General features: G+C 35.4%; 15 protein-coding genes. 10 read left to right on the top strand and 5 right to left on the bottom strand.

What is annotated here, in order from left to right; translation table 11 throughout:
- Nucleotides 1-14: 14 nt before the first annotated feature.
- From RNZ46_RS16090 to tsaD, 3 genes are all read right to left on the bottom strand, one after another.
- Nucleotides 15-656 carry a DUF4159 domain-containing protein gene (locus tag RNZ46_RS16090; protein WP_316983194.1) on the bottom strand — a complete coding sequence of 214 codons (642 nt, stop codon included), beginning with the start codon at nucleotides 654-656 and terminating at the stop codon, nucleotides 15-17.
- 12 nt (nucleotides 657-668) lie between these two features.
- Nucleotides 669-1,388: a 16S rRNA (uracil(1498)-N(3))-methyltransferase gene (locus RNZ46_RS16085; RefSeq protein WP_316983193.1), complete on the bottom strand. Its 720-nt coding sequence runs from the start codon at nucleotides 1,386-1,388 to the stop codon at nucleotides 669-671.
- A 518-nt stretch (nucleotides 1,389-1,906) separates the two neighbouring features.
- The gene (gene tsaD, locus RNZ46_RS16080; RefSeq protein WP_316983192.1) at nucleotides 1,907-2,929 is read right to left on the bottom strand and encodes a tRNA (adenosine(37)-N6)-threonylcarbamoyltransferase complex transferase subunit TsaD; all 1,023 of its coding nucleotides are present in this window, start codon (nucleotides 2,927-2,929) and stop codon (nucleotides 1,907-1,909) included.
- 224 nt (nucleotides 2,930-3,153) lie between these two features.
- Here tsaD and RNZ46_RS16075 point away from each other — a divergent pair, with 224 nt between their 5' ends.
- From RNZ46_RS16075 to RNZ46_RS16050, 6 genes are all read left to right on the top strand, one after another.
- Nucleotides 3,154-7,536, top strand: a complete 4,383-nt coding sequence (locus RNZ46_RS16075) for a translocation/assembly module TamB domain-containing protein (RefSeq protein WP_316983191.1) — start codon at nucleotides 3,154-3,156, stop codon at nucleotides 7,534-7,536.
- Nucleotides 7,537-7,688: 152 nt separating this feature from the next.
- Entirely contained in the window at nucleotides 7,689-8,675 is a 987-nt protein-coding gene (gene pfkA / locus RNZ46_RS16070; protein ID WP_316983190.1) for a 6-phosphofructokinase, read from the top strand.
- Between the two features lie 18 nt (nucleotides 8,676-8,693).
- A complete protein-coding gene (gap, locus tag RNZ46_RS16065) occupies nucleotides 8,694-9,695 on the top strand; it encodes a type I glyceraldehyde-3-phosphate dehydrogenase (RefSeq protein WP_316983189.1) in 1,002 nt (333 codons plus the stop codon).
- Nucleotides 9,696-9,767: 72 nt separating this feature from the next.
- Nucleotides 9,768-10,634: a BadF/BadG/BcrA/BcrD ATPase family protein gene (locus RNZ46_RS16060; RefSeq protein WP_311938653.1), complete on the top strand. Its 867-nt coding sequence runs from the start codon at nucleotides 9,768-9,770 to the stop codon at nucleotides 10,632-10,634.
- Nucleotides 10,635-10,652: 18 nt separating this feature from the next.
- On the top strand, nucleotides 10,653-11,885 hold the full coding sequence (locus tag RNZ46_RS16055) for an ATP-binding cassette domain-containing protein (RefSeq protein ID WP_316983188.1): 1,233 nt from the start codon (nucleotides 10,653-10,655) through the stop codon (nucleotides 11,883-11,885).
- An 87-nt stretch (nucleotides 11,886-11,972) separates the two neighbouring features.
- Nucleotides 11,973-13,388: a response regulator gene (locus tag RNZ46_RS16050; RefSeq protein ID WP_316983187.1), complete on the top strand. Its 1,416-nt coding sequence runs from the start codon at nucleotides 11,973-11,975 to the stop codon at nucleotides 13,386-13,388.
- 143 nt (nucleotides 13,389-13,531) lie between these two features.
- On the opposite strand, the gene RNZ46_RS16045 is transcribed toward RNZ46_RS16050, so the two are convergent.
- Nucleotides 13,532-13,912, bottom strand: a complete 381-nt coding sequence (locus RNZ46_RS16045) for a RidA family protein (protein ID WP_316983186.1) — start codon at nucleotides 13,910-13,912, stop codon at nucleotides 13,532-13,534.
- 162 nt (nucleotides 13,913-14,074) lie between these two features.
- Entirely contained in the window at nucleotides 14,075-16,864 is a 2,790-nt protein-coding gene (locus RNZ46_RS16040; protein WP_316983185.1) for a putative LPS assembly protein LptD, read from the bottom strand.
- 112 nt (nucleotides 16,865-16,976) lie between these two features.
- Here RNZ46_RS16040 and RNZ46_RS16035 point away from each other — a divergent pair, with 112 nt between their 5' ends.
- Genes RNZ46_RS16035 through RNZ46_RS16020 form a run of 4 tightly spaced genes read left to right on the top strand, consistent with a single transcriptional unit; the run spans nucleotide 16,977 to nucleotide 21,097 of the window.
- Complete coding sequence (locus RNZ46_RS16035) at nucleotides 16,977-18,089, top strand: N-acetylmuramoyl-L-alanine amidase family protein (RefSeq protein ID WP_316983184.1); 1,113 nt, start codon at nucleotides 16,977-16,979, stop codon at nucleotides 18,087-18,089.
- 51 nt (nucleotides 18,090-18,140) lie between these two features.
- Nucleotides 18,141-19,103 carry an MlaD family protein gene (locus tag RNZ46_RS16030; RefSeq protein ID WP_316983183.1) on the top strand — a complete coding sequence of 321 codons (963 nt, stop codon included), beginning with the start codon at nucleotides 18,141-18,143 and terminating at the stop codon, nucleotides 19,101-19,103.
- Between the two features lie 12 nt (nucleotides 19,104-19,115).
- Nucleotides 19,116-20,423: a (Fe-S)-binding protein gene (locus RNZ46_RS16025; protein ID WP_316983182.1), complete on the top strand. Its 1,308-nt coding sequence runs from the start codon at nucleotides 19,116-19,118 to the stop codon at nucleotides 20,421-20,423.
- Between the two features lie 5 nt (nucleotides 20,424-20,428).
- Nucleotides 20,429-21,097, top strand: coding sequence for a hypothetical protein (locus tag RNZ46_RS16020; RefSeq protein ID WP_316983181.1), 669 nt, complete (start codon nucleotides 20,429-20,431; stop codon nucleotides 21,095-21,097).
- Nucleotides 21,098-21,218 lie beyond the last annotated feature (121 nt).

Genomic DNA, 21,218 nt, shown 5'->3' with positions numbered 1-21,218 from the left:
CGTGTATTAATGGTTTAATTCTCAAAAGCATATTTAATAATATTAGCGCCCATTTTTAGTGCTTTTTCTCTAACATCTGCGGGGTCGTTGTGTACTTCGGCATCTTCCCAACCATCGCCTAAATCGCTTTCGTAAGTGAATAATAAAACCAATCGGTCTTCGTGAAATATACCGAAAGCTTGCGGACGTTTGCCGTCGTGTTCATGTATTTTAGGTAAACCTTTTGGAAATTTATAAACGATATTAAACAGTTTATGGTTTACTGGTAATTCCACTAATTCCTGATTTGGAAATACTTTTTTTAATTCTTTGGTGATGTAAGGTTGCATGCCGTAATTATCATCGATATGCAAAAAACCGCCAGAGATTAAATAATTGCGAAGGTTTTCGGCATCGGTTTCGCTAAAAAACACATTGCCATGTCCGGTCATGTGTAAAAATGGATACTGAAATATATCGGAGCTTCCCACTTCAACGGTTTGCGGTTTTGGGTTTATTTTGGTGTTTATATTGGCGTTACAAAACTGAATGAGATTGGGCAATGCCGTTGGGTTACCGTACCAATCGCCACCGCCATTGTATTTTAAAATAGCTAAATCTTGACTAAATGAGAGCAAAGAAAAGAGAGCAAAGAAAAGTGAAAAAAATAGCTTCATGTTGTAAATACATTACTGCCCATTATGGGCTTCATTTATAAATGCTACGGAATGGCAGGCTACAATGGCAGCCGTTTCCGTGCGCAATCTTGTGTCACCCAAAGTTACGGGAATAAAATTATTGGCAAGCGCCATTTTTATTTCTTTAACGGAAAAATCGCCTTCGGGACCAATTAAAATGGTAGTGTGTTGATTTGGTTTTAGTTGCGTTTTTAACGATTTTCTATCGGTTTCTTCGCAATGCGCAATAAATAAATCGCCTTTAAATTCTTGTTTTATAAAGTCTTTAAATGAAATGGCTTCATTAAGTTTTGGCAAATAGCAGCTTAAAGATTGTTTCATGGCCGATTGCAAAATCTTTTCGTAACGCTCGGGTTTTATAACCTTTCGTTCGCTGTGGTCGCAAAAAATTGGCGTGATGCTATCAATGCCAATTTCGGTGGCTTTTTCTAAAAACCATTCGTAGCGATCGTTCATTTTTGTTGGTGCCACGGCCAAATGTAAATGGTAATGGCGTTTGGGCTGTTTGGCTTTAGAAACAACATTGGCAACGCATTTATTGATATTGGGTATGGTAATTTCGGCCGTAAACAGCCAACCGTTGCCATTTGTAATATGCAAGGTATCGCCAACATTTTTGCGTAACACCTTTACAATGTGTTTGCTTTCTTCTTTTGTAAAAGTGAATTGTGTGGTGCTTTCTGAAATGTCTGGATTGTAGAAGAGTTGCATAAAGCTAAGATACTAAGATTTATGATTGGATATGAGATGTTTTGTAGCTGAAATAATTAGATTCAAAATGAAAACAATTTGGACTAAAATGAATACAATAAAAATGACCGTTATAAAAGCAATTAGATTTGAGTCATCATCAAATAATGGGAAATTTGTGTTGGGTTTGGTTAAACTAAAATAAAATAATCCTATAAAATAAACAGGGAAGCACCCAATTGTTATTACTGTATGTATAATAGTTAATAATTTTATTAAAGGAATTTTAAGCTTTGAACTTATGAAGTATATTAATCCAATAAAAGAAAGTCCAATTGTAATTAACACTTCTAAATGGAAAGTAGCTATTATATAATAGGTATCATGTATGTTTATATCTAAATCATTGTTAGAATCGTAATTAAATAATGAATTAATAAAAACTACTAATGCAGTTATCCAAAAATAAATATGAGGTTTATTAAGTTTCATCTATAAATCATTCATGATCCCGATAACAACCGGTATTGTGGCAAAACCTAAATCTTCAATCGCGCCGAAGCCATCACATCCTGTTCAGCAAAATCACCTTCTAAATATTTTAAATAGCCTACAATGGCAATCATTGCCGCATTATCGGTTGTGAATTCAAATTTGGGCACATAAGTTGTCCATCCAAATTTTTGTTCGCCATTTTTTAATGCTTGACGTATCCCAGAATTTGCCGAAACTCCACCGCCAATAGCAATGTGTTTTATACCGGTTTGTTTCGATGCGAGTTTTAATTTATCAATTAAAATACCAATAATCGTGTACTGAATAGAGGCGCAAATATCGTTTAAGTTTTCTTCGATAAAATTAGGATTCGCTTTTACTTCCCGTTGGATAAAATACAAAATAGCTGTTTTAAAACCCGAAAAACTAAAATTCAATCCATCAACTTTTGGTTTGGTGAATTGAAAGGCTTTCGGATTCCCCAATTTTGCACGTTTGTCAATTTCCGGTCCCGCAGGATAACCCAAGCCTAAAATTTTGCCACTTTTATCAAAGGCTTCCCCAACGGCATCGTCGATGGTTTCACCAATAACGGTCATTTTAAAATAATCTTCAACTTTCACAATTTGGGTGTGTCCGCCAGAAATAGTCATCGCTAAAAACGGAAACGGTGGTTTTTTAAAACCTTCTTCATCTATAAAATGCGCTAAAATATGCGCTTGCATGTGGTTTACATCAATTAACGGAATGTTTAAGCCATAAGCCAACGACTTCGCAAACGATGTGCCCACCAATAGCGAGCCCATTAACCCCGGGCCGCGCGTAAATGCTACTGCGTTGAGCTGTTCTTTAGTAATGTTCGCTTTTTTTAAAGCTTGGTGCACCACTGGAACAATGTTTTGTTGGTGCGCTCGCGAGGCCAATTCTGGTACCACACCACCAAACTCTTCGTGTATTTTTTGGTTCGCCACAACATTGCTTAAAATTTTGCCGTTGTGTATTACGGAAGCCGCTGTATCGTCGCATGAAGACTCAATTCCTAGAATATAAATATTTTGTGAAGACATTAATAAAAATTAGGCACAATAATTGTTAATTTTGACTCGATAATCGAGACTTAAATGTTGCCAGTATAGTTTTGCATAAAACATCTGGCTGTGTGTAAATAATCGTAAGTACAAAAGTAGTTTATTCTTAATTAAATCGTAACTTTAAGAGCATCAAAAAAATTTTAAAAATACTATCAAAAATAGCAGGTATCATTCTGCTGCTTTTCATCATTTTGGTGTTGGTGCTTTCTATTCCCTTTGTTCAAACAAGTTTAGGTAAACATGCCACCAAAAAACTAAATAATGAATTTGGCACCCATATAAATATTCATAAAGTGGGCTTGCAGTTTAATGGCGATGTCGAGTTAAAAAGCATCTATATTGAAGACTACAAACAAGACACGCTTATTAGCATTGCCGAGCTAAACACCTCCATTTTAAGTTTTAAAAATCTCTACAACGGTAAATTGGTTTTTGGCGATATTGATATTATCGATTTGGTTTTTAACATTAAAACTTACGAAGGCACAACCGATACCAATTTGGATGTTTTTGTGGCTAAGTTGGAAGGAAAGGACACTCAAGAGAAAAGTGGCGATTTTTTATTGTCTTCTAGCGATGTATCGATTTATAACGGACATTTTAAATTATCGGATGAAAATAGGGAAACCTCAAAACGCTTGGATTTTGAAGATTTAAACATTAACGCCACCAATTTTTTAATTAACGGAAGCGATGTTAGTGCCAGAATTAATACCCTAGGGTTTAAAGACAGTAGAGGCGTTGTGGTTAAAAACCTAATGACTAATTTTAGTTATACACTAACCGACATGACCTTTGAAAATTTGAAAATAAAAACACCAAATTCAGAATTAAAAGGTGAATTGAAATTTTCGTACAATCGAGAAGACTTACAGTTTTTTGAAGACAAGGTTTTGGTTACCGCAAGTTTTAAAGACTCCAATGTTTTGCTTAACGAGTTAAACACCTTTTATAACGAGTTTGGTAACAACCAATATGCGCGGTTTAGTGTTGATTTAAAGGGAACCTTAAACGATTTAAAAGCCTCAAATTTAAAATTGAACACGAGCCGAAATACCAAAATTTATGGCGATTTAAGCTTCAAAAATTTATTTAGTAAAGACGCGGGCGATTTTTATATGAACGGTAGGTTCAATAATTTAAGCTCTACGTATAAAGATTTAACAGCACTGTTGCCCAATGTTTTGGGACAAGCTATTCCATCGTCGTTCGATAAATTGGGTCGGTTTAAAATAGTAGGGCAAACGCAAATTACCGCATCAACCATAAATGCCGACGTTAAAATTGATACCGAATTGGGTTTTGTTAATTCAACTTTAGAAATCACTAAAATTAACGATATCGATAATTCGTCTTATAAAGGAAAAATTATTTTTGAAGAATTTGATTTGGGCACTTTAATTGAAGCTCCAAATGTTGGATTGACCTCATTTAATCTAAATGTTAACGGCACGGGTTTTATTGCAGAAACAATTGACACACAGGTTGATGGCGATGTGTTTCAAATAGTGTATAACAACTACAATTACAATAGAATTAAAATTGCGGGCAACGTAAAAAATAGAATTTTTGATGGAAATTTAATAGCTAACGACAGAAACCTGCAATTAAATTTTAACGGGTTGGTTGATTTTTCAGAAGACTTGAAAAAATACGATTTTACAGCCAATGTGGATTATGCCAACTTAAACGCCTTAAACTTTGTTAAAAAAGACAGTGTTTCCATTTTTAAAAGTAGAGTAAAAATGAATATGAATGCGAGTGATTATGATGATGCTTATGGTAGGGTATTGTTTCAAAATACCTCGTATAAAAATCAAAAGGACACCTATTATTTTGATGAATTTGCCATATCCTCACGATTTGATAAGGGCACTCGGTTTATTGAAATTAATTCACCAGATATTATCGAGGGCAGTCTAGAAGGGCAATTTGTGCTAAAGGATATAAAAAAGCTTTTCGAAAACTCCATAGGCCATATTTATACCAATTACATCCCGCATAAAGTTGCTGCCAATCAAAGTATAAATTTCAATTTTAAAATTTACAATAAAATAATCGAGGTTTTTTATCCGGAAATTCAACTTGGTAAAAACACCTTTGTCCGCGGTAGGGTTGAGAGCGAAGAAGAAGCGTTTAATCTTACCTTTAAATCGCCAAAAATTAAATGGTTTAAGCATTTCGCAAACAATATAGAGTTGCAAGTAGATAACAACAACCCGCTGTTTAACACATATGTGGAGGTAGATAGTATTAACACCGAATACTATAACGTTTCAAAATTTAATTTAATAAATGTAACCGTTAACGACACCTTGTTTATGCGCTCGGAGTTTAAGGGTGGAAAACGAAATGACGATTTATTCAATTTAAGTTTTTATCACACCATTAATGAAGAAAACGAGTCGGTAATCGGGTTTAAAAAATCCGATTTTACCATAAAAAACAACAAATGGTTAATAAATGAAGATAAAGATAGATTTAATAAAATTTCGTTCAATAAAAAACTAACGACCTTTAATATTGATAGACTTAAAATTAATCATGAAAATGAACAAATTAAACTTTCGGGCTTTTTAAAGGATTCCACACAAAAAGATTTAAAGCTGAATTTTAAAAATGTCGATTTAGCCAAAATAACCCCAGATATTGATAGCTTGTCATTAGACGGAAACGTAAATGGAAAATTGGATATTCTCCAAAAAAACGGAAGCTATTTGCCAAATTCAACGGTAGTAATAGATAACTTTAAAGTCAATAATTTCCTCTTGGGAGACTTTGATGCTACCATAACAGGAAACGAAGATTTAACCAACTACAATATTGATGCTACCATAAAAAACGATTATACCAATTCATTTAGTGCTGTGGGCGATATAACGGTTGTTGGCAAACAATCGAATATTGATGTTAATTTAGCTTTCGATGATTTTAATCTACAGCCATTAAACCCTTTATTACAAGATGTTTTATCGAATATAAGGGGACTTGTTTCAGGTGAAGCCAATGTGGTTGGCGATTTGAAACGACCAGATATTAACGGCAAACTCACCCTGAATAATGCAGGACTTGGTATTCCGTATTTAAATGTCGATTATAATTTAAACGATAAGGCTTTGGTAACCTTAAAAGACCAAAGTTTTAATTTTAAAAACCTGCAATTAACGGATACAAAGTACAATTCTGTTGGACAATTAAATGGATCTTTAAGTCATGTTAACCTCTCAAAATGGCGTTTAAATTTAGATATTAACACCAACAGATTACTGGTTTTAGATACCAAAGAAAGCGACGAAGCACTGTACTATGGCACAGGTTTCGTTGGTGGTAGCGCTCGTATAAATGGGCCAACCGAGGCTTTGGTAATAAGTGTTATTGGCGAAACCAAAAGGGGCACGGTTTTTAAAATACCGCTAAACGATACGGAGTCGTTTGGAGATAATTCTTTCATTCATTTTATAACCAAAGAAGAAAAATTAGCCAAAGAAAATGGCGTAGATATTGTTTTTGAAGACATTAAAGGTCTTGAGTTGGATTTTGATTTGGACATTACTGAAGATGCCGAGGTGGAAATCATTATCGATAAAAACACAGGGCATACCCTAAAAGGGCGCGGAATTGGAGGGCTTTTAGTAGAAATCAATACCAACGGAAAATTTAATATGTGGGGCGATTTCTCCGTATTTGAAGGGGTTTATAATTTTGCTTTTGCGGGCTTGGTACAAAAGGAATTTGAGGTTCAACCCGGTGGCTCAATCAACTGGAATGGCGAACCGCTAAATGCCAATCTTAGAATGGATGCCATTTATAAAACCCAGGCAAACCCTTCACCTTTATTAGACAACCCCATTAATAGAAGTATTCCGGTAGAATTGAAAATTACGCTAACGGGCGCTTTAGAACAGCCGCAACCCGAGTTTGAGTTTGAGTTTCCTAGCGTAAGTTCAACCATAAAATCGGAATTGCAATACCGCTTGGAATCTGTTGACGACAGGCAAAACCAAGCGTTGTATTTATTGTCAACCGGCTCTTTTTCGCGCGGATTAAACGACCTTAATTTCTCGGGTACCATTGCAGAACGACTTAACGGCATTGTTAATGGTATTTTTTCAAGTGAAAACGGAAAGTTCGATTTTGGCTTTAACTACGAAGTTGGCGAAAACCGACCAGATTATAAAACCGACGACAGGTTTAGTGCCTCCATTCAAACAAAAATAAGCGATAAAGTATTGATTAATGGTAAGTTGGGGGTGCCTATTGGTGGGGCGACAGAAACCGTAATTGCTGGCGATGTTGAGATAAATTTTCTGCTAAATGAAGAAGGTACATTAACCGCAAAGGTATTCAACAGAGAAAACAGCATTCGTAATTTTGGTGAAAAAATAGGTTACACCCAAGGTGTTGGTTTATCTTATAATGTAGATTTTGATACGTTTAAGGAATTAATCCGCAGTCTTTTCAAAAAACAACCCGACGAAGATAATGTGGAAAAAGAAACTTCTGATACAACCGTAAAAGAAGACGAGAGTAATTTGGCTCCAAGTTATATCACCCATAAATCATCCTCAAAAAAAGATAATTAACAGTTTTTTAAACTTTTTGTTGCATATATTTTTATAAAAACGTTTTTTTTATTAACTAAAACGTTATAGTTTAACAGCTCTTGTTAAAATATGACATATGTTATAAGATTATAGTATTTGTTTACTAATTTTACTTTTTAATTATAAAATAAATGCCAAAAAAGATAAAAAAAATAGGTGTTTTAACATCAGGAGGAGATTCTCCAGGAATGAATGCGGCAATTAGGTCTGTGGTTCGATCATGTGCATATCACAACATAGAATGTGCTGGTATTTACCGTGGGTTCGAAGGCTTGATTGAAGGCGATTTTAAACTCATGGATGCCCGAAGTGTAAAAGGCATCATTAATAAGGGGGGAACAATTTTAAAAACTGCCCGTTCCAAGGATTTTAGAACTAAGGAAGGAAGACAAAAAGCTTTTGATAATTTAAACCAAGCAGGAATTGAAGGATTGGTTGTAGTAGGAGGCGATGGCTCTTTTACCGGTGCCATGGTTCTCAATAAAGAATTCGGTTTCCCAGTAATGGGAATTCCAGGAACTATCGATAATGATATTGTAGGAACCACACACACTTTAGGGTTCGATACTGCTTTAAACACCGTGGTTGATGCTATTGATAAAATACGCGATACGGCAAGTTCGCATAACCGGTTGTTTTTTATTGAAGTTATGGGGCGCGATGTGGGACATATCGCTTTAAATGCAGGAATTGCAGGTGGTGCCGAAGAGATTTTAATACCAGAGGAAGATTTGGGATTAGACAGATTGGTTGAGTCTTTAAAACGAAGCCGAAAATCGGGTAAATCTTCAAGTATAGTAATTGTGGCTGAAGGTGATAAAATAGGTAAAAACATTTTTGAACTTAAGGACTATGTGGATGAAAACATGGAAGGTTACGATGTTAGGGTTTCAGTACTTGGGCACATGCAACGTGGTGGCGCACCATCGTGTTTCGATCGCGTTTTAGCGAGCAGAATGGGTGTAAAGGCTGTTGAGTCGATACTTGAAGGAAAATCGAATTACATGGTTGGTTTACAAAATGGTAAAATGGAATTAACGCATTTGGAAAACGCCATAAAAGGAAAAACAAAAATAAATTTAGAATTATTGCGTGTCTCAGACATTATGAGCACTTAAACATTAATAAATAAGATTATGTCAAAATTAAAAATTGGAATTAACGGATTTGGTAGAATTGGTAGAATTGCTTTTAGAGTAGCTGCTGAAAGACCAAATATTGAAATAGTAGGTATTAACGACCTATTGGATGTAGAGCACTTAGCATACTTACTGAAATTTGATTCGGTACACGGAAAATTTAATGGCACTGTTGAAACAAAAAACGGAAACCTTGTGGTTAACGGTAACGAAATAAGAATTACGGCTGAGCGTAACCCGGAAGATTTAAAATGGGATGAAGTTGGCGCAGAAGTAATTTTAGACTGTACCGGTATTTTTACAAAATTAGACGGTGCGCAAAAGCACATTGCTGCTGGGGCTAAAAAAGTAGCTATATCGGCACCATCTGCCGATGCACCAATGTTTGTAATGGGTGTAAACCATAAAGACATTACAGCTGCTGATACTATTGTATCTAATGCATCTTGTACTACAAATTGTTTAGCGCCTTTAGCTAAAGTAATTAATGATGAGTTTGGTATTGCAGAAGGCTTAATGACGACGGTTCACGCTACAACAGCAACCCAATTAACCGTTGACGGACCATCTAAAAAAGACTGGAGAGGCGGAAGAAGTGCCTTGGCAAACATTATACCATCATCAACTGGAGCTGCTAAAGCTGTTGGAAAAGTAATTCCTGAATTAAACGGTAAATTAACGGGCATGGCATTTAGAGTACCAACTCCAGATGTATCTGTTGTAGATTTAACGGTTAGAACAGAAAAATCGGCAACCTGGGATGAAGTTAAAGCAGTTTTAAAAAGCGCTTCAGAAAATGATTTAAAAGGCATTTTGGGCTACACTGAAGAAGCTGTGGTTTCTCAAGATTTCGTGTCAGAGCCAATGACCAGTGTATTTGATGCGGGTGCAAGTATTGCTTTAAATGATAATTTCTTTAAATTAGTATCTTGGTACGATAACGAATATGGATATTCAACTAAATTAGTAGATTTAGCAGAGCATATTGGTTCAATATAATTATTAACTTGAATCCGCAGAATTATCGTGTAAAAACATTATAATTCTGTGGGTTTTTTTACTTTTAAACTTATGATTTTAATAGTTGATAGTGGTTCTACTAAGTCTGATTGGATAGCGGTAGACAGTAACGGAAATAGATTGCTGGAAAAAATTCGTACTAAGGGTTTAAATCCTGCAATACTGCCAGAAAAGAAGCTAAAAAAAATAATTAAAAAAAACGAAGATTTAAAAGCCAATAGTGAGCAGGTAACACATATTTTCTTTTATGGAGCAGGCTGTGGAACTGAAAAACCAAAAGCACTCCTTTCAGGTGTTTTAGAAGAGATATTTATAAACGCCACTGTTGAAGTAAATGAAGACACCATGGCTGCGGTTTACGCTACCATTAATAGTATAAACGAAGCTGCTGTTGTGTGTATTTTAGGCACTGGATCAAACTGTAGTTATTACGATGGGGAAATTGAACACAAACGTGTTAAATCTCTTGGGTACTCTATTATGGACGATGCTTCCGGTAATTATTACGGGCGCCAGTTAATTAGAGACTACTATTTTAACCACATGCCCGAAAATGTTAAAATTGCTTTTGAAACCAAGTTTAATGTTGAAGATGATTACATCAAATACAACCTGTACAAACAGCCAAATCCCAATGCATATTTAGCGAGTTTTGCAGAGTTTATGTTTTTGCATAAAGACTCAGATTATATTATCCAGCTGATAAAAAAAGGTATTCGTTTGTTTGCTACCAATATGATTATGCAATATAAAGACGAGTTGGCAACAGCCCCGGTTCATTTTGCAGGCTCTATTGCTTTTTTCGCAAAGAAAGAAATTCAAGAAGTAGCAGAGGAAATGGGTTTCAGAACGGGTAATTTCGAACGAAGACCTATTGACGGTTTAGTGGCATTTCATACCAATAATTTGAAAAACTAATCTAAAAAAATATCGTTTTTGCACAACCACATTGCGTTTTATATTTCTAATAATGATGATAAGCAGCTCCTCATTAAGCGCATTGTATCAGAGAATTTTATAGGCGATTTTTCATCTTTAAAAGGCGTCATATTTTCAAAAAAAACTTTGGATAGGTTTATAGATGAAGAAGTGCGTCACGGTAATTTCAATGTAGTTACGAGCACAAAAAACAGCTTATTGAACTCTTCCGAAGGTGAACGTAAAAAAGCATTGTTACAACACCTTATTTCACAAAATCCGGAGTATATTTTAGTCGATAATGTTTTTGGTAATTTAGACGCTAATGCGCAAAAAAATATTGAAAAAACATTAACCCGCTTAAGCCAGAGTATTCCCGTAATTCAAATTTCCAACAGAAAAAAAGATATCCTACCCTTTATAAATCAGCTTTATAAACTGGAAAATAACCGTGCTGTTTTATATAAAAAAGCAGCTATTTTAGCAGACGATAATACTACAGATTTTTCACTGAGTTTACCTAAACCGTACCATCAAAACGACAATTATTTCAAGACCTTGGTTAAATTTAAAGATGTTACGGTAAGCTATGGAGAGCGTACCATTGTTAAAAACATTAATTGGGAAATTAAACCCAGCGAATTTTGGCAATTAACAGGTCCGAACGGTTCAGGAAAAAGCACCCTTTTAAGTCTTATTTCCGGCGATAATCCAAAAGCGTACAACCAAGACATTACCTTGTTTGGTATTAAAAAAGGGAGTGGTGAAAGTGTATGGGACATCAAACGCAAAATAGGTTATTTCTCCTCAGAATACTTGCGGGGTTTTGAGCGTTTACAGCCTATTGAAAAAATGATTATCTCCGGTTTTTATGATTCAATCGGGCTCTATAAAATTCCAAACGAAAGGCAAATTGCCTTGGCGCATCAATGGCTAAAAGTGCTAAACATGTTCCATTTAAAAAATAAAAGTTTTTTGAGTTTATCTGTGGGGCATCAACGTTTGGTACTCATCGCAAGGGCTATGGTTAAGCATCCGCCATTGCTTATTTTAGACGAGCCCACAAATGGTTTAGATGATACCGATGCTGCCTTGTTTTGTAAATTGGTAAACAAAATAGCTTCTGAGAGTAACACGGCCATTTTATACGTGTCGCATAGAAAAGAAGAAAGTTTGTTAAAACCTGACTTGATTTACGAATTACAGCCACACAAAACGGGCTCTACAGGCAAGTCTATCAAAACTTCTTAAATTTTTATTACCATCCTTAATTTGTAAGTTATACCTTTGATATTAGTAAATTTATTAATAAGTTTATTTAAATATTAATTGCTATTAATGCCATTATTTAAAAAACAATTAAAACCCATATACGCAAAAATTATTTTAATAATTTTTGTAGGCATTGCTTTTGCATCAATTTTCTTTGTGGGGTTTAATTTCCTTGAAGATAATTTGGCACTACAAAGCGTGTCTTTATTATTGGCTGTTCTTATTTTGGTTTTAGTGGTTATTGCCTTTAGTTTTTTAAAAAATCAATACGCCAACCAACTAGAAGCAGAAAATTTAAGTAACCTAATAAATGATTTAAAGAAACAGCTAAACGATGCCTTAGATACTGCCGATTATAAATCGATTTATTTGGCCAATATGAGCTACGAAATCAGAACACCGCTAAACACTGTGTTGGGCATGCTTAATATGTTAAAGCAAACCGACTTGGATGCTGACCAAAAAGCGCAAGTTGAAATTGCCGATTATTCGTCTGAGCATTTATTGCAATTGGTAAACATGATTATTGATAATGCTAAAATTGACGGTGGAGAAGTAGAGTTGAATTTGGCAGCAATTAATTTAAAGACTGATTTATCCCGATTATTTAAGATTTTCGAGTACCAAGCTTGGGAAAAAGGTTTGGATTTAGAGTTTAAGTTCTTGTTTGAAAGTGAAAAAAAGTTCTTGGTTTTGGGCGATATTGCTAAAATTCAGCAAGTGCTTATTAATTTGATTAACAATGCCATTAAGTTTACCAACAACGGAAAAATAACAATAATTGTCGACCAAACGGTTGGTATCGATGACGATCAAATTGTTACTTTTTATATAAAAGACACCGGTGTTGGCATGAGCTCTCACGAAGTAAAAAGAATTCTGAAAACCACGAACAAAGCTGAAGTTTCTAAATTTACGGATTACCGAGGTGGCGGCTACGGACTTTCAATTTCCAGGGATTTAGTAAAGTTGATGGGTGGCGAACTTAAAATTGAAAGTAAAGAAAATAAAGGCACCACATTTTATTTTAGCTTACAACTTAAAAAGACCCTAAATATTCAAGTGCCAAGTCCAGAGATTAAACCGATACTTTTAGATAAGTTTAATGTGTTAGTTGCCGAGGATAATAGGATGAACCAGAAAGTAATTAAATTCCTATTGGAACAACAAGGTGCCGCATGTACCTTTGCCAAAAACGGTTTGGAAGCCGTCGATTTATACAAGATTCTTGATTTCGATTTGGTATTTATGGATATTTATATGCCAGATTTAGATGGTTACCAAGCCACCGAAAAAATTAAGAGAACCCGAAAATATGCAAAGCAGAAAACACCTATAATTGCCGTTTCGGCAAGTGCTTTTGATGAGGATATTGAAAATGCAAAATTAGCAGGTATTGACGATTTTTTAGCAAAACCCATCGATGTGGAAAAGCTAAAAGAGCTATTGGTAAAATACGCCTCAGTTGATGCTTCAATATAAAAGTGAGCCGTAAAAGACTAGTTTTTTGTCTTATTGAGCTTGTCGAAATATATTAACTTACCTATAATTAATAAGAGCTTTCAACTGCACCCAACCTATCAAACAAAATATAAAAGAGACTTTTTAAGCTAAAATGAAAATTATCATTTTACTGCCATCATGCTAATCTCTACATTTACGCTTCTTGGTAAACGGGCAACTTCCACGGTTTCGCGTGCCGGTGCCGTGGCATCATCAAAATAGCTGCCGTAAATGGCGTTTATTTGTCCAAAATCGTCCATATTACTAATAAATATCGAAGACTTTATAACGTTTTCAAATGTCATGTTTGCAGCTTCTAAAACGGCTTTCAGGTTTTCCATAACCTGTTTGGTTTCAGTTTCAATATCGTCTAAAACAAGCTCTCCCGTATCGGGGTTAAATGCTATTTGCCCCGAAGTATACAGGGTGTTTCCGCTTAAAACAGCTTGATTATAAGGACCAATAGGGGCAGGGGCGTTGGAGGTAGTAATAATTTTTTTCATTGGTTTGTGGTGTTTTTTAATTCCATTAAATCCAAATAGTATTTGAGAAGGAATCCGTTAATATTTACTTTGGTTGTTGTGAAACCCAAAAGATTTAAAAATTCATTTTTATAAAAATATTAAACAATGCATGAATAAAACCAAAAATCGGCATTTATTTACTTAAAGACGTTGGTCGGGTTGTCGACGTTTTTCGTATTTCAGGTCTTTTAAGATATTCGATTTTATACCGATAAAGAAATTCCACGACGCCCTGGTGCTAAATGGCACCCAACTAAAATTCATGCGCCAACTTAATAAATCGCGCTCAAAACGCAGTTGTGTATAGGTAAAACCCTTGTTTTTTAAATCGTAACCCGAGGAGGCACCGACCGACCATTTAGGCGATAATTCTACATTGCCGGAAAACATGAGCGAGTGCGACGATATTTCGTTTTGTCGTGTATTATTTGAGTAATTAACTGCGTAGGCTAAACGCAAATCCCAGGGTATTTTATAATTGTAAAAGGCACTGGGCTCTTCATCTTTTTTGTTATCGGCATCTTCATTTTGTCTAGAAAAATCTTCAGAAACTCCAAATAAATCATCATCACGACCACCACTACGCAAGTTTTCTTGAATGGCTCGACCTTGACCTCGGTTTTCACTGCCATCATTTTTACCACCACCAGAGAGTGAATAGCTCATTGTCATGTTTGCGCTTGTTAATCTAAAAAGACTACCACCATTATTAATATTGAATTTATTGATGCGCCTATTGTTGTTATCCAAAGCATATGGATCTAATGTTGCGCCAAAATTCACACTCAATTTATTGTCAAACAACTGTGTGCCACCACTCATTCTTACGGGGCTCCATTGCAGTGAATCGCCTGCAAAATTATAGGATGTAGAAAAGTTTAGGTTGTTAAGTAAAACCACTTTTTTAGGCTCGGTGGCGGTACTGTCTTTATCGCGTACTTTGGCTTCAAAATTATTAGCGATAGAAATCCCCATGGAGCTGGAGAAGTTTTTTCCCGGAGTACCAAAAAGGCCACCATCAAAACGCGAGTATTCCAAGTTGTTTTCGTTTTGAATAATTTCAATATCGGCGGCGGTTAAACCATCGGCGTTAATAACCTCGGCGGTTTCATAATACTTATCGAAAGCCGGATTGATATTATAGCTAATAGACGGACGAATAACATGTCGAATAGCATGTATTTTAGGGTTGGCTTTGTCGTCTTTTTTGAAGTTAAACATCCCGTAAACCGTAGTTCCTAAACTAGTGCTAAAATTATAGGTTCTAAACGCATCAAAACCATTTACGGTTTCAGTGATTACTTCATCGGTCAAATTATCGTAAAATTTATCAATGGTTTTAAAAGTCCACACTTCATTAAAACTAGCCGAGGTACTTAAACTAAAATGTTTAAACAGTTTAAAGTTTGTGCTAATGGGAATGGAATGCTGAAAACCTGTTTTGGCATCATCAAACATTTCCTTTTTAAAGAAAAGGGAATCGGTGGTTTGAATACGGTTTTCCCCCCGTACGCTATACTGAAAATTTATGTTTTGAATGATACCTTTTTTCGACCCGTTTTTAGGTGCAAACGGAAATATCCTGCTTACGTTTCCTTGAAAAGTAGGCAGTGTCATGTTGATTTGCTCGGTGTTGGTGTTTTGAGAATGCGTTGCCGTAACACTGTAATTTACCGAAGGTTCACCTTCAAAAGTTTTAGAATACGATACCGATGACGATAAGGTATTATTTAAAAATGCGCCCGTATTAATTTGATTTATAGATTGCCTGTAATACGTGCTACTTCCCAAGTTTACCGATGCCGAAAAGCGCGAACTGGGGTTGGCTTTACTATCTTGACTGTGCGACCAGCGTAAATTGTACACCGTAGATTTTCCGTAATCTGGAAAACCACGTTCGCTGGTAATTAGGTTTTCGTATCGAAATCCAACATTACCTCTAAATCTGTAGCGTTTGGCATAGGTGTTTTCCAAACGCAATCCGTAGCTTCCGTTGGTGTAATAATCGCCTAAAACGGCTAAATCTACATAATCGTTTATGGCAAAATAATACCCACCATTTTGTAAAAAATAACCACGATCGTTCTGCTCACCAAAAGTGGGTATTAAAACCCCCGAGGTTTGTTTTTCGCTTTGCGGAAAAAAAGCAAAAGGTACCCCAATGGGTGTTGGTACCTCGTAAATAAAAAGATTGGCTAACCCTGTTACAATTTTTTTACCCGGTACTATTTTGGCTTTTCTCAATAGAATATAATATTCGGGATCGTCTAAATTCTCGGCAGTTGTGTATTTTCCGCGGTGTATAAAATAAACCGAATCGTTCTCCTTTTTTGTGACTTGGGCAATAACGGTACCTCCAGATTGCTCTGTTTTAGAATTATAAATTAGTGCTTTTTCCGTTTGGGTATTAAAAACAATGGAATCCGGTTCAACTATATTTTGACCTTGGGTAAAAACAGGTGCTTGAGAATAGGTGCCCACAGAGTCTAAAATACCCTTGGCGTAAACCGTATTTGTGCTGTAATCTATAACAATGCTGCCCGATTTAATGTTGATGTCGCCATAATCTATTTCGGCATCATTATATAAATAAAGCTTTTGTTTTTTTTGATTGAACGAGGTATAATCCGTAGCGCTGTATCTTACAATATGCTCTAATAATTCTTTTTTTGGTTTGATGGAATCTGTTGTCGTGGAATCTTGCGCTTTTTCAGGCGGAGCTCCGTCTTTTATAAGGTCTTTGGCTTGAACAACCACACTATCCTTAACAGCGGGTTTAATGCTATCGGTAGGTTTCGGAATATCTTGAGCGAAGCTAAACGTGTTGATAAACACTGTAAAACTTAATGCAAAAAGTATTTTAAAGTTGTTTGTACGCAACGCTTTTAAATGTATTTTTGTAAAAGTATGGCTCGGTTTTTGAATTGCCAAAATTACATATATTTTTCTGTGATAATTTATTATTCAACGGAAAAATTTAAAATTAAATATTAACCCCGTGTTATTAGGTAATAAACCGAATTTTTACGCGTTAAAAACACTTATGAAAACGTCCAGAATATTACTTTTCGTATCTTTTATCATAGTATTAACATTTTCTTCCTTTATAAATGTTGATGATAATCAAAACAACCCTCCATTTGTTGTGGTGTTAGATGCAGGCCATGGCGGAAAAGATCCTGGTAAACCTTCAAAATATGGTTTCAAGGAAAAAGATATAGCGTTAAAAATTGTATTGGAAATTGGTAAACAACTAGAAAAGCACCCCAATATTAAAGTTATTTATACTCGGAAAAAAGATGTTTTTATTGAGCTTAAAGAGCGTGCAAGAATAGCCAACAAAGCTAATGCAGATTTATTTGTATCTATCCATTGTAATGCTCATCATTCACAAGCTTATGGTACTGAAACTTATGTGTTGGGTGTTGCCAATACACAGCGTAATTTAGAAGTGGCCAAAGCAGAGAATGAAGTTATTTATTTAGAGGATAACCACGAAGAAGCGTATAAAGGTTTCGATCCTAGCTCTCCGGAATCGCTAATTACAAACGCTTTAGTGGTTGAAGAATATACTGAACAAAGTATACTGTTAGCCAGTTTAATAGAGAAAAATTTTTCAACAAAAATTAATCGAAAAAGTAGAGGTGTTAAACAAGCCAGTTTATGGGTAATACATCAAACAGCAATGCCAAGTGTATTAGTAGAAACAGGGTTTTTAACCAATAAAGCGGAAAGTTATTATCTAAATTCCAAAAAAGGACAACAAGAAATTTCCAAATCTATTTCTACGGCTATTCTAGAATTTAAAAAATCGTTAGAAAGCAATATTATTGATTATATGTTTTCTGATGATAAACAAGAGATTATCGACCAAGTTGACAACAATTATCACAACATTGTTTTTAAGGTGCAAATTGCCGCAAGCTCGAAAGCCTTAGAAACCAAACCGTATAATTTTAAAGGTTTAAACAACATTTCCAGAACCAAAGAAAATAATTTATACAAATATTTTTATGGCGAAACTTCAAATTACAATACCATAAAAAAGCTAGAAGAAGAAGCCAAAACCGCGGGTTTTAAAACCGGTTACATCGTGGCTTTTAAAGACGGCGAAAAAATATCTTTAACCGAAGCTTTAAAAACAACTGCTAATTAGATTCATTCTTTTTAAATTTATCTTAAATTTGTTTCACTAAACATATTTATTTTGAATATATCAAAAGAAGTTAAAGCAGCCATATTAGTTATATCAGGAATTATCCTTTTTATTTTCGGATTCAATTATTTAAAAGGCAAAAACCTACTCGATTCCTCCCGTACATTTTACGCCGTTTACGATAATGTTGAAGGCTTAACCGCATCAACCCCAGTAACCATCAATGGTTTAATAGTTGGCAAAGTGATTAGCATAGGTTTTAAAGGCGATGGCTCTGGCAAATTATTGGTAAAGCTTTTAGTGGATAACGATTTTCAGTTTTCAAAAAACAGTAAAGCAGAACTTTACGAAACAGGTTTAATAGGCGGAAAAGCTATTGCCATTGTCCCTGCGTTCGATGGTGCCGAAAACGCCGAAAAAGATTCTTATTTGCAAGGTTCGGTAAAAGCCGGATTAAGCGAATTGGTGAATCAAAAACTCACGCCGTTACAAGGAAAGATTGAAAATATGATGGTGAGCGCCGATAGTTTGTTGAATAATTTAAATCAGGTTTTTGATGCCCAAACCAAAACGAATCTTAAAAAAAGTATTGCTAGTTTAAGCTCTACTATAGATTCATTTAAAAGCACATCACTTGCTTTAAATCAGGTAATTAAGGGTAATCAGGTTAAAATTGATAGCGTTTTAACCAATGCTGAAAAACTAACTGGCGATTTAGCGAAAATAACACATACCATTTCAGAATCGGACCTTAAAAAGACGATAAAAAACTTAGAGTCAACCCTTCAAAACTTCGATAAAATTATTGCTAATTTAGAAAATGGCGAAGGCTCGATGGGCAAATTGCTAAAGGACGAAGGTTTATATGATAACCTAGAAGGTGCCACGTTACAATTGGAGCAGTTGTTGGAAGATATGAAATTAAACCCCAAGCGCTATGTGCATTTTTCATTATTTGGAAAAAAACCAAAACAATACGATGCTGAGGGAAACGAAATTAAACAAAAAGATTAACGCCTTTAAAATATGAATTACCTACCAAACGTGCTTTTTGCAATTATACTAATTGTTGGTATAGGATATTTTGCAAAAAACGTAAAAAAATTAATTCGTAATATAAAACTCGGTCAAGATGTTGATGTTAGCGATAACAAATCGCAACGCTGGAAAAACATGACCATGATTGCGCTCGGGCAAAGTAAAATGGTACGTCGCCCCATTGCTGGATTGCTACATGTTGTGGTTTATGTGGGCTTTATCATCATAAATATTGAAGTGTTGGAAATCATTATTGATGGTTTAATTGGCACTCACAGAATTGGCTTAAAAGTATTGCCAACATCGGTTTATGGATTTTTAATAGGCGCATTCGAAGTATTGGCCATTTTGGTATTTATATCGGTTACAATTTTTTGGATTCGTAGAAACATTATCAAACTAGCGCGTTTCTGGAAAAGCGAAATGACGAGCTGGCCAAAAAATGATGGTAATTTTATTCTGTATTTCGAAATGGTGTTAATGACGCTGTTTTTAATAATGAATGCCACCGATGTCCATTTTCAAGATCTGAATTCCGGCAACATCATTAGTCAATTTATAGCACCGTGGTTTTCAGGATTGTCAGAAAGCACATTGCATGTTATTGAACGCGCCGCTTGGTGGCTACACATTGTCGGTATTTTGGTGTTTTTAAATTACCTATATTTTTCAAAACATTTGCATATTTTATTGGCATTTCCAAATACCTATTACGGAAAACTAAAACCACAAGGGCAATTTAACAACCTTGAAGCGGTTACCAAAGAGGTGAAAATGATGATGGATCCTGATGCCGACCCTTACGCTGTTCCCGAAGATGACGGCGAAGCACCTGCAAAATTCGGTGCCAGCGATGTTCAAGATTTAAATTGGGTACAACTTCTAAACGCTTATACCTGTACCGAATGTGGTCGATGCACCAGCGAATGTCCCGCAAACCAAACCGGTAAAAAGTTATCGCCTCGAAAAATAATGATGGATACCCGCGACCGTTTGGAAGAAGTGGGTAAAAATATTGACGCTAATAACGGCGAATTTAAAGACGACGGAAAACAGCTTTTAGATAATTACATTACCCGTGAAGAGCTTTGGGCCTGTACCTCGTGCAACGCCTGTGTAGAAGCTTGTCCGGTAAGTATCGATCCGCTATCAATCATTCTGGATATGCGTCGCTATTTGGTTATGGAGCAATCGGCGGCACCAGTTGAACTCAATAATATGATGACTAATATTGAGAATAATGGTGCGCCGTGGCCGTACAATCAAATGGATCGATTAAATTGGAAAAATGAATAAAAATTATGATAAAACACTCAAATGTAACAATTAGTTTCAAGCTTATTTTATGTAGCCTTTTAACGCTAATCAGCCTTATAGGTTTTGCACAAACCAGTACCGATACGCAAAAACACATTAATGGTTTGGCAAACAAAATGTTTGTAGACATGAATAACAGAGACTACGATGCGATATTAGATATGATGCATCCAAAGGCTTTCGAAATGGCTCCCCGAGAAACTTTAAAAGATCTTTTTAAATCAACCTTTGAGGGCAACGAAGAGTTTACTGTCGATATACCTAAAATCATTCCAGAATATAAGTTATCAGAAATTTTTAAAGGCGATAAAAATAATTTGGAATACGCTTTTGTTTCGTACGATATGAAAATGAATATGACCTTTCATAACCAAGAATTTGATGACGAAGCAAAAAAGACGATGGTCACCATGATGAAAGCCAAAGACATGGACGTTACGTTTACAACCAACAACGCCATGGATATTTTAATGAACAACAGAGTCACCATTCTATTGCGAGACGATTCCACAAATAATAAATGGGTTATGGTAAATTACGATGCAGATTCGCCGTTGTTTTATCAAATCGTACCCGCTGGACTGTTGGAAACGGCCAAAGCATACAAGCAAAATTTAATGCTGGAAAATAAAAAGAAAAACGAAGACGAATAAAAAAATATTTTGGGCGTTACCCATCCCGATAACTATCGGGAGGGTCGGGCTTTCCGCTATATCTTTTTGTGAAAAACAAAAAGGATGCCGCTGCAATCCCTAACGCAAAACCCAACAAACA

Source organism: Hwangdonia lutea (assembly GCF_032814565.1).
In the GTDB taxonomy this organism is placed as follows: Bacteria; Bacteroidota; Bacteroidia; order Flavobacteriales; family Flavobacteriaceae; genus Hwangdonia; species Hwangdonia lutea.
The sequence above is the reverse complement of the archived record's forward strand: the minus strand, read 5'-3'. Positions and strand labels throughout refer to the sequence as shown.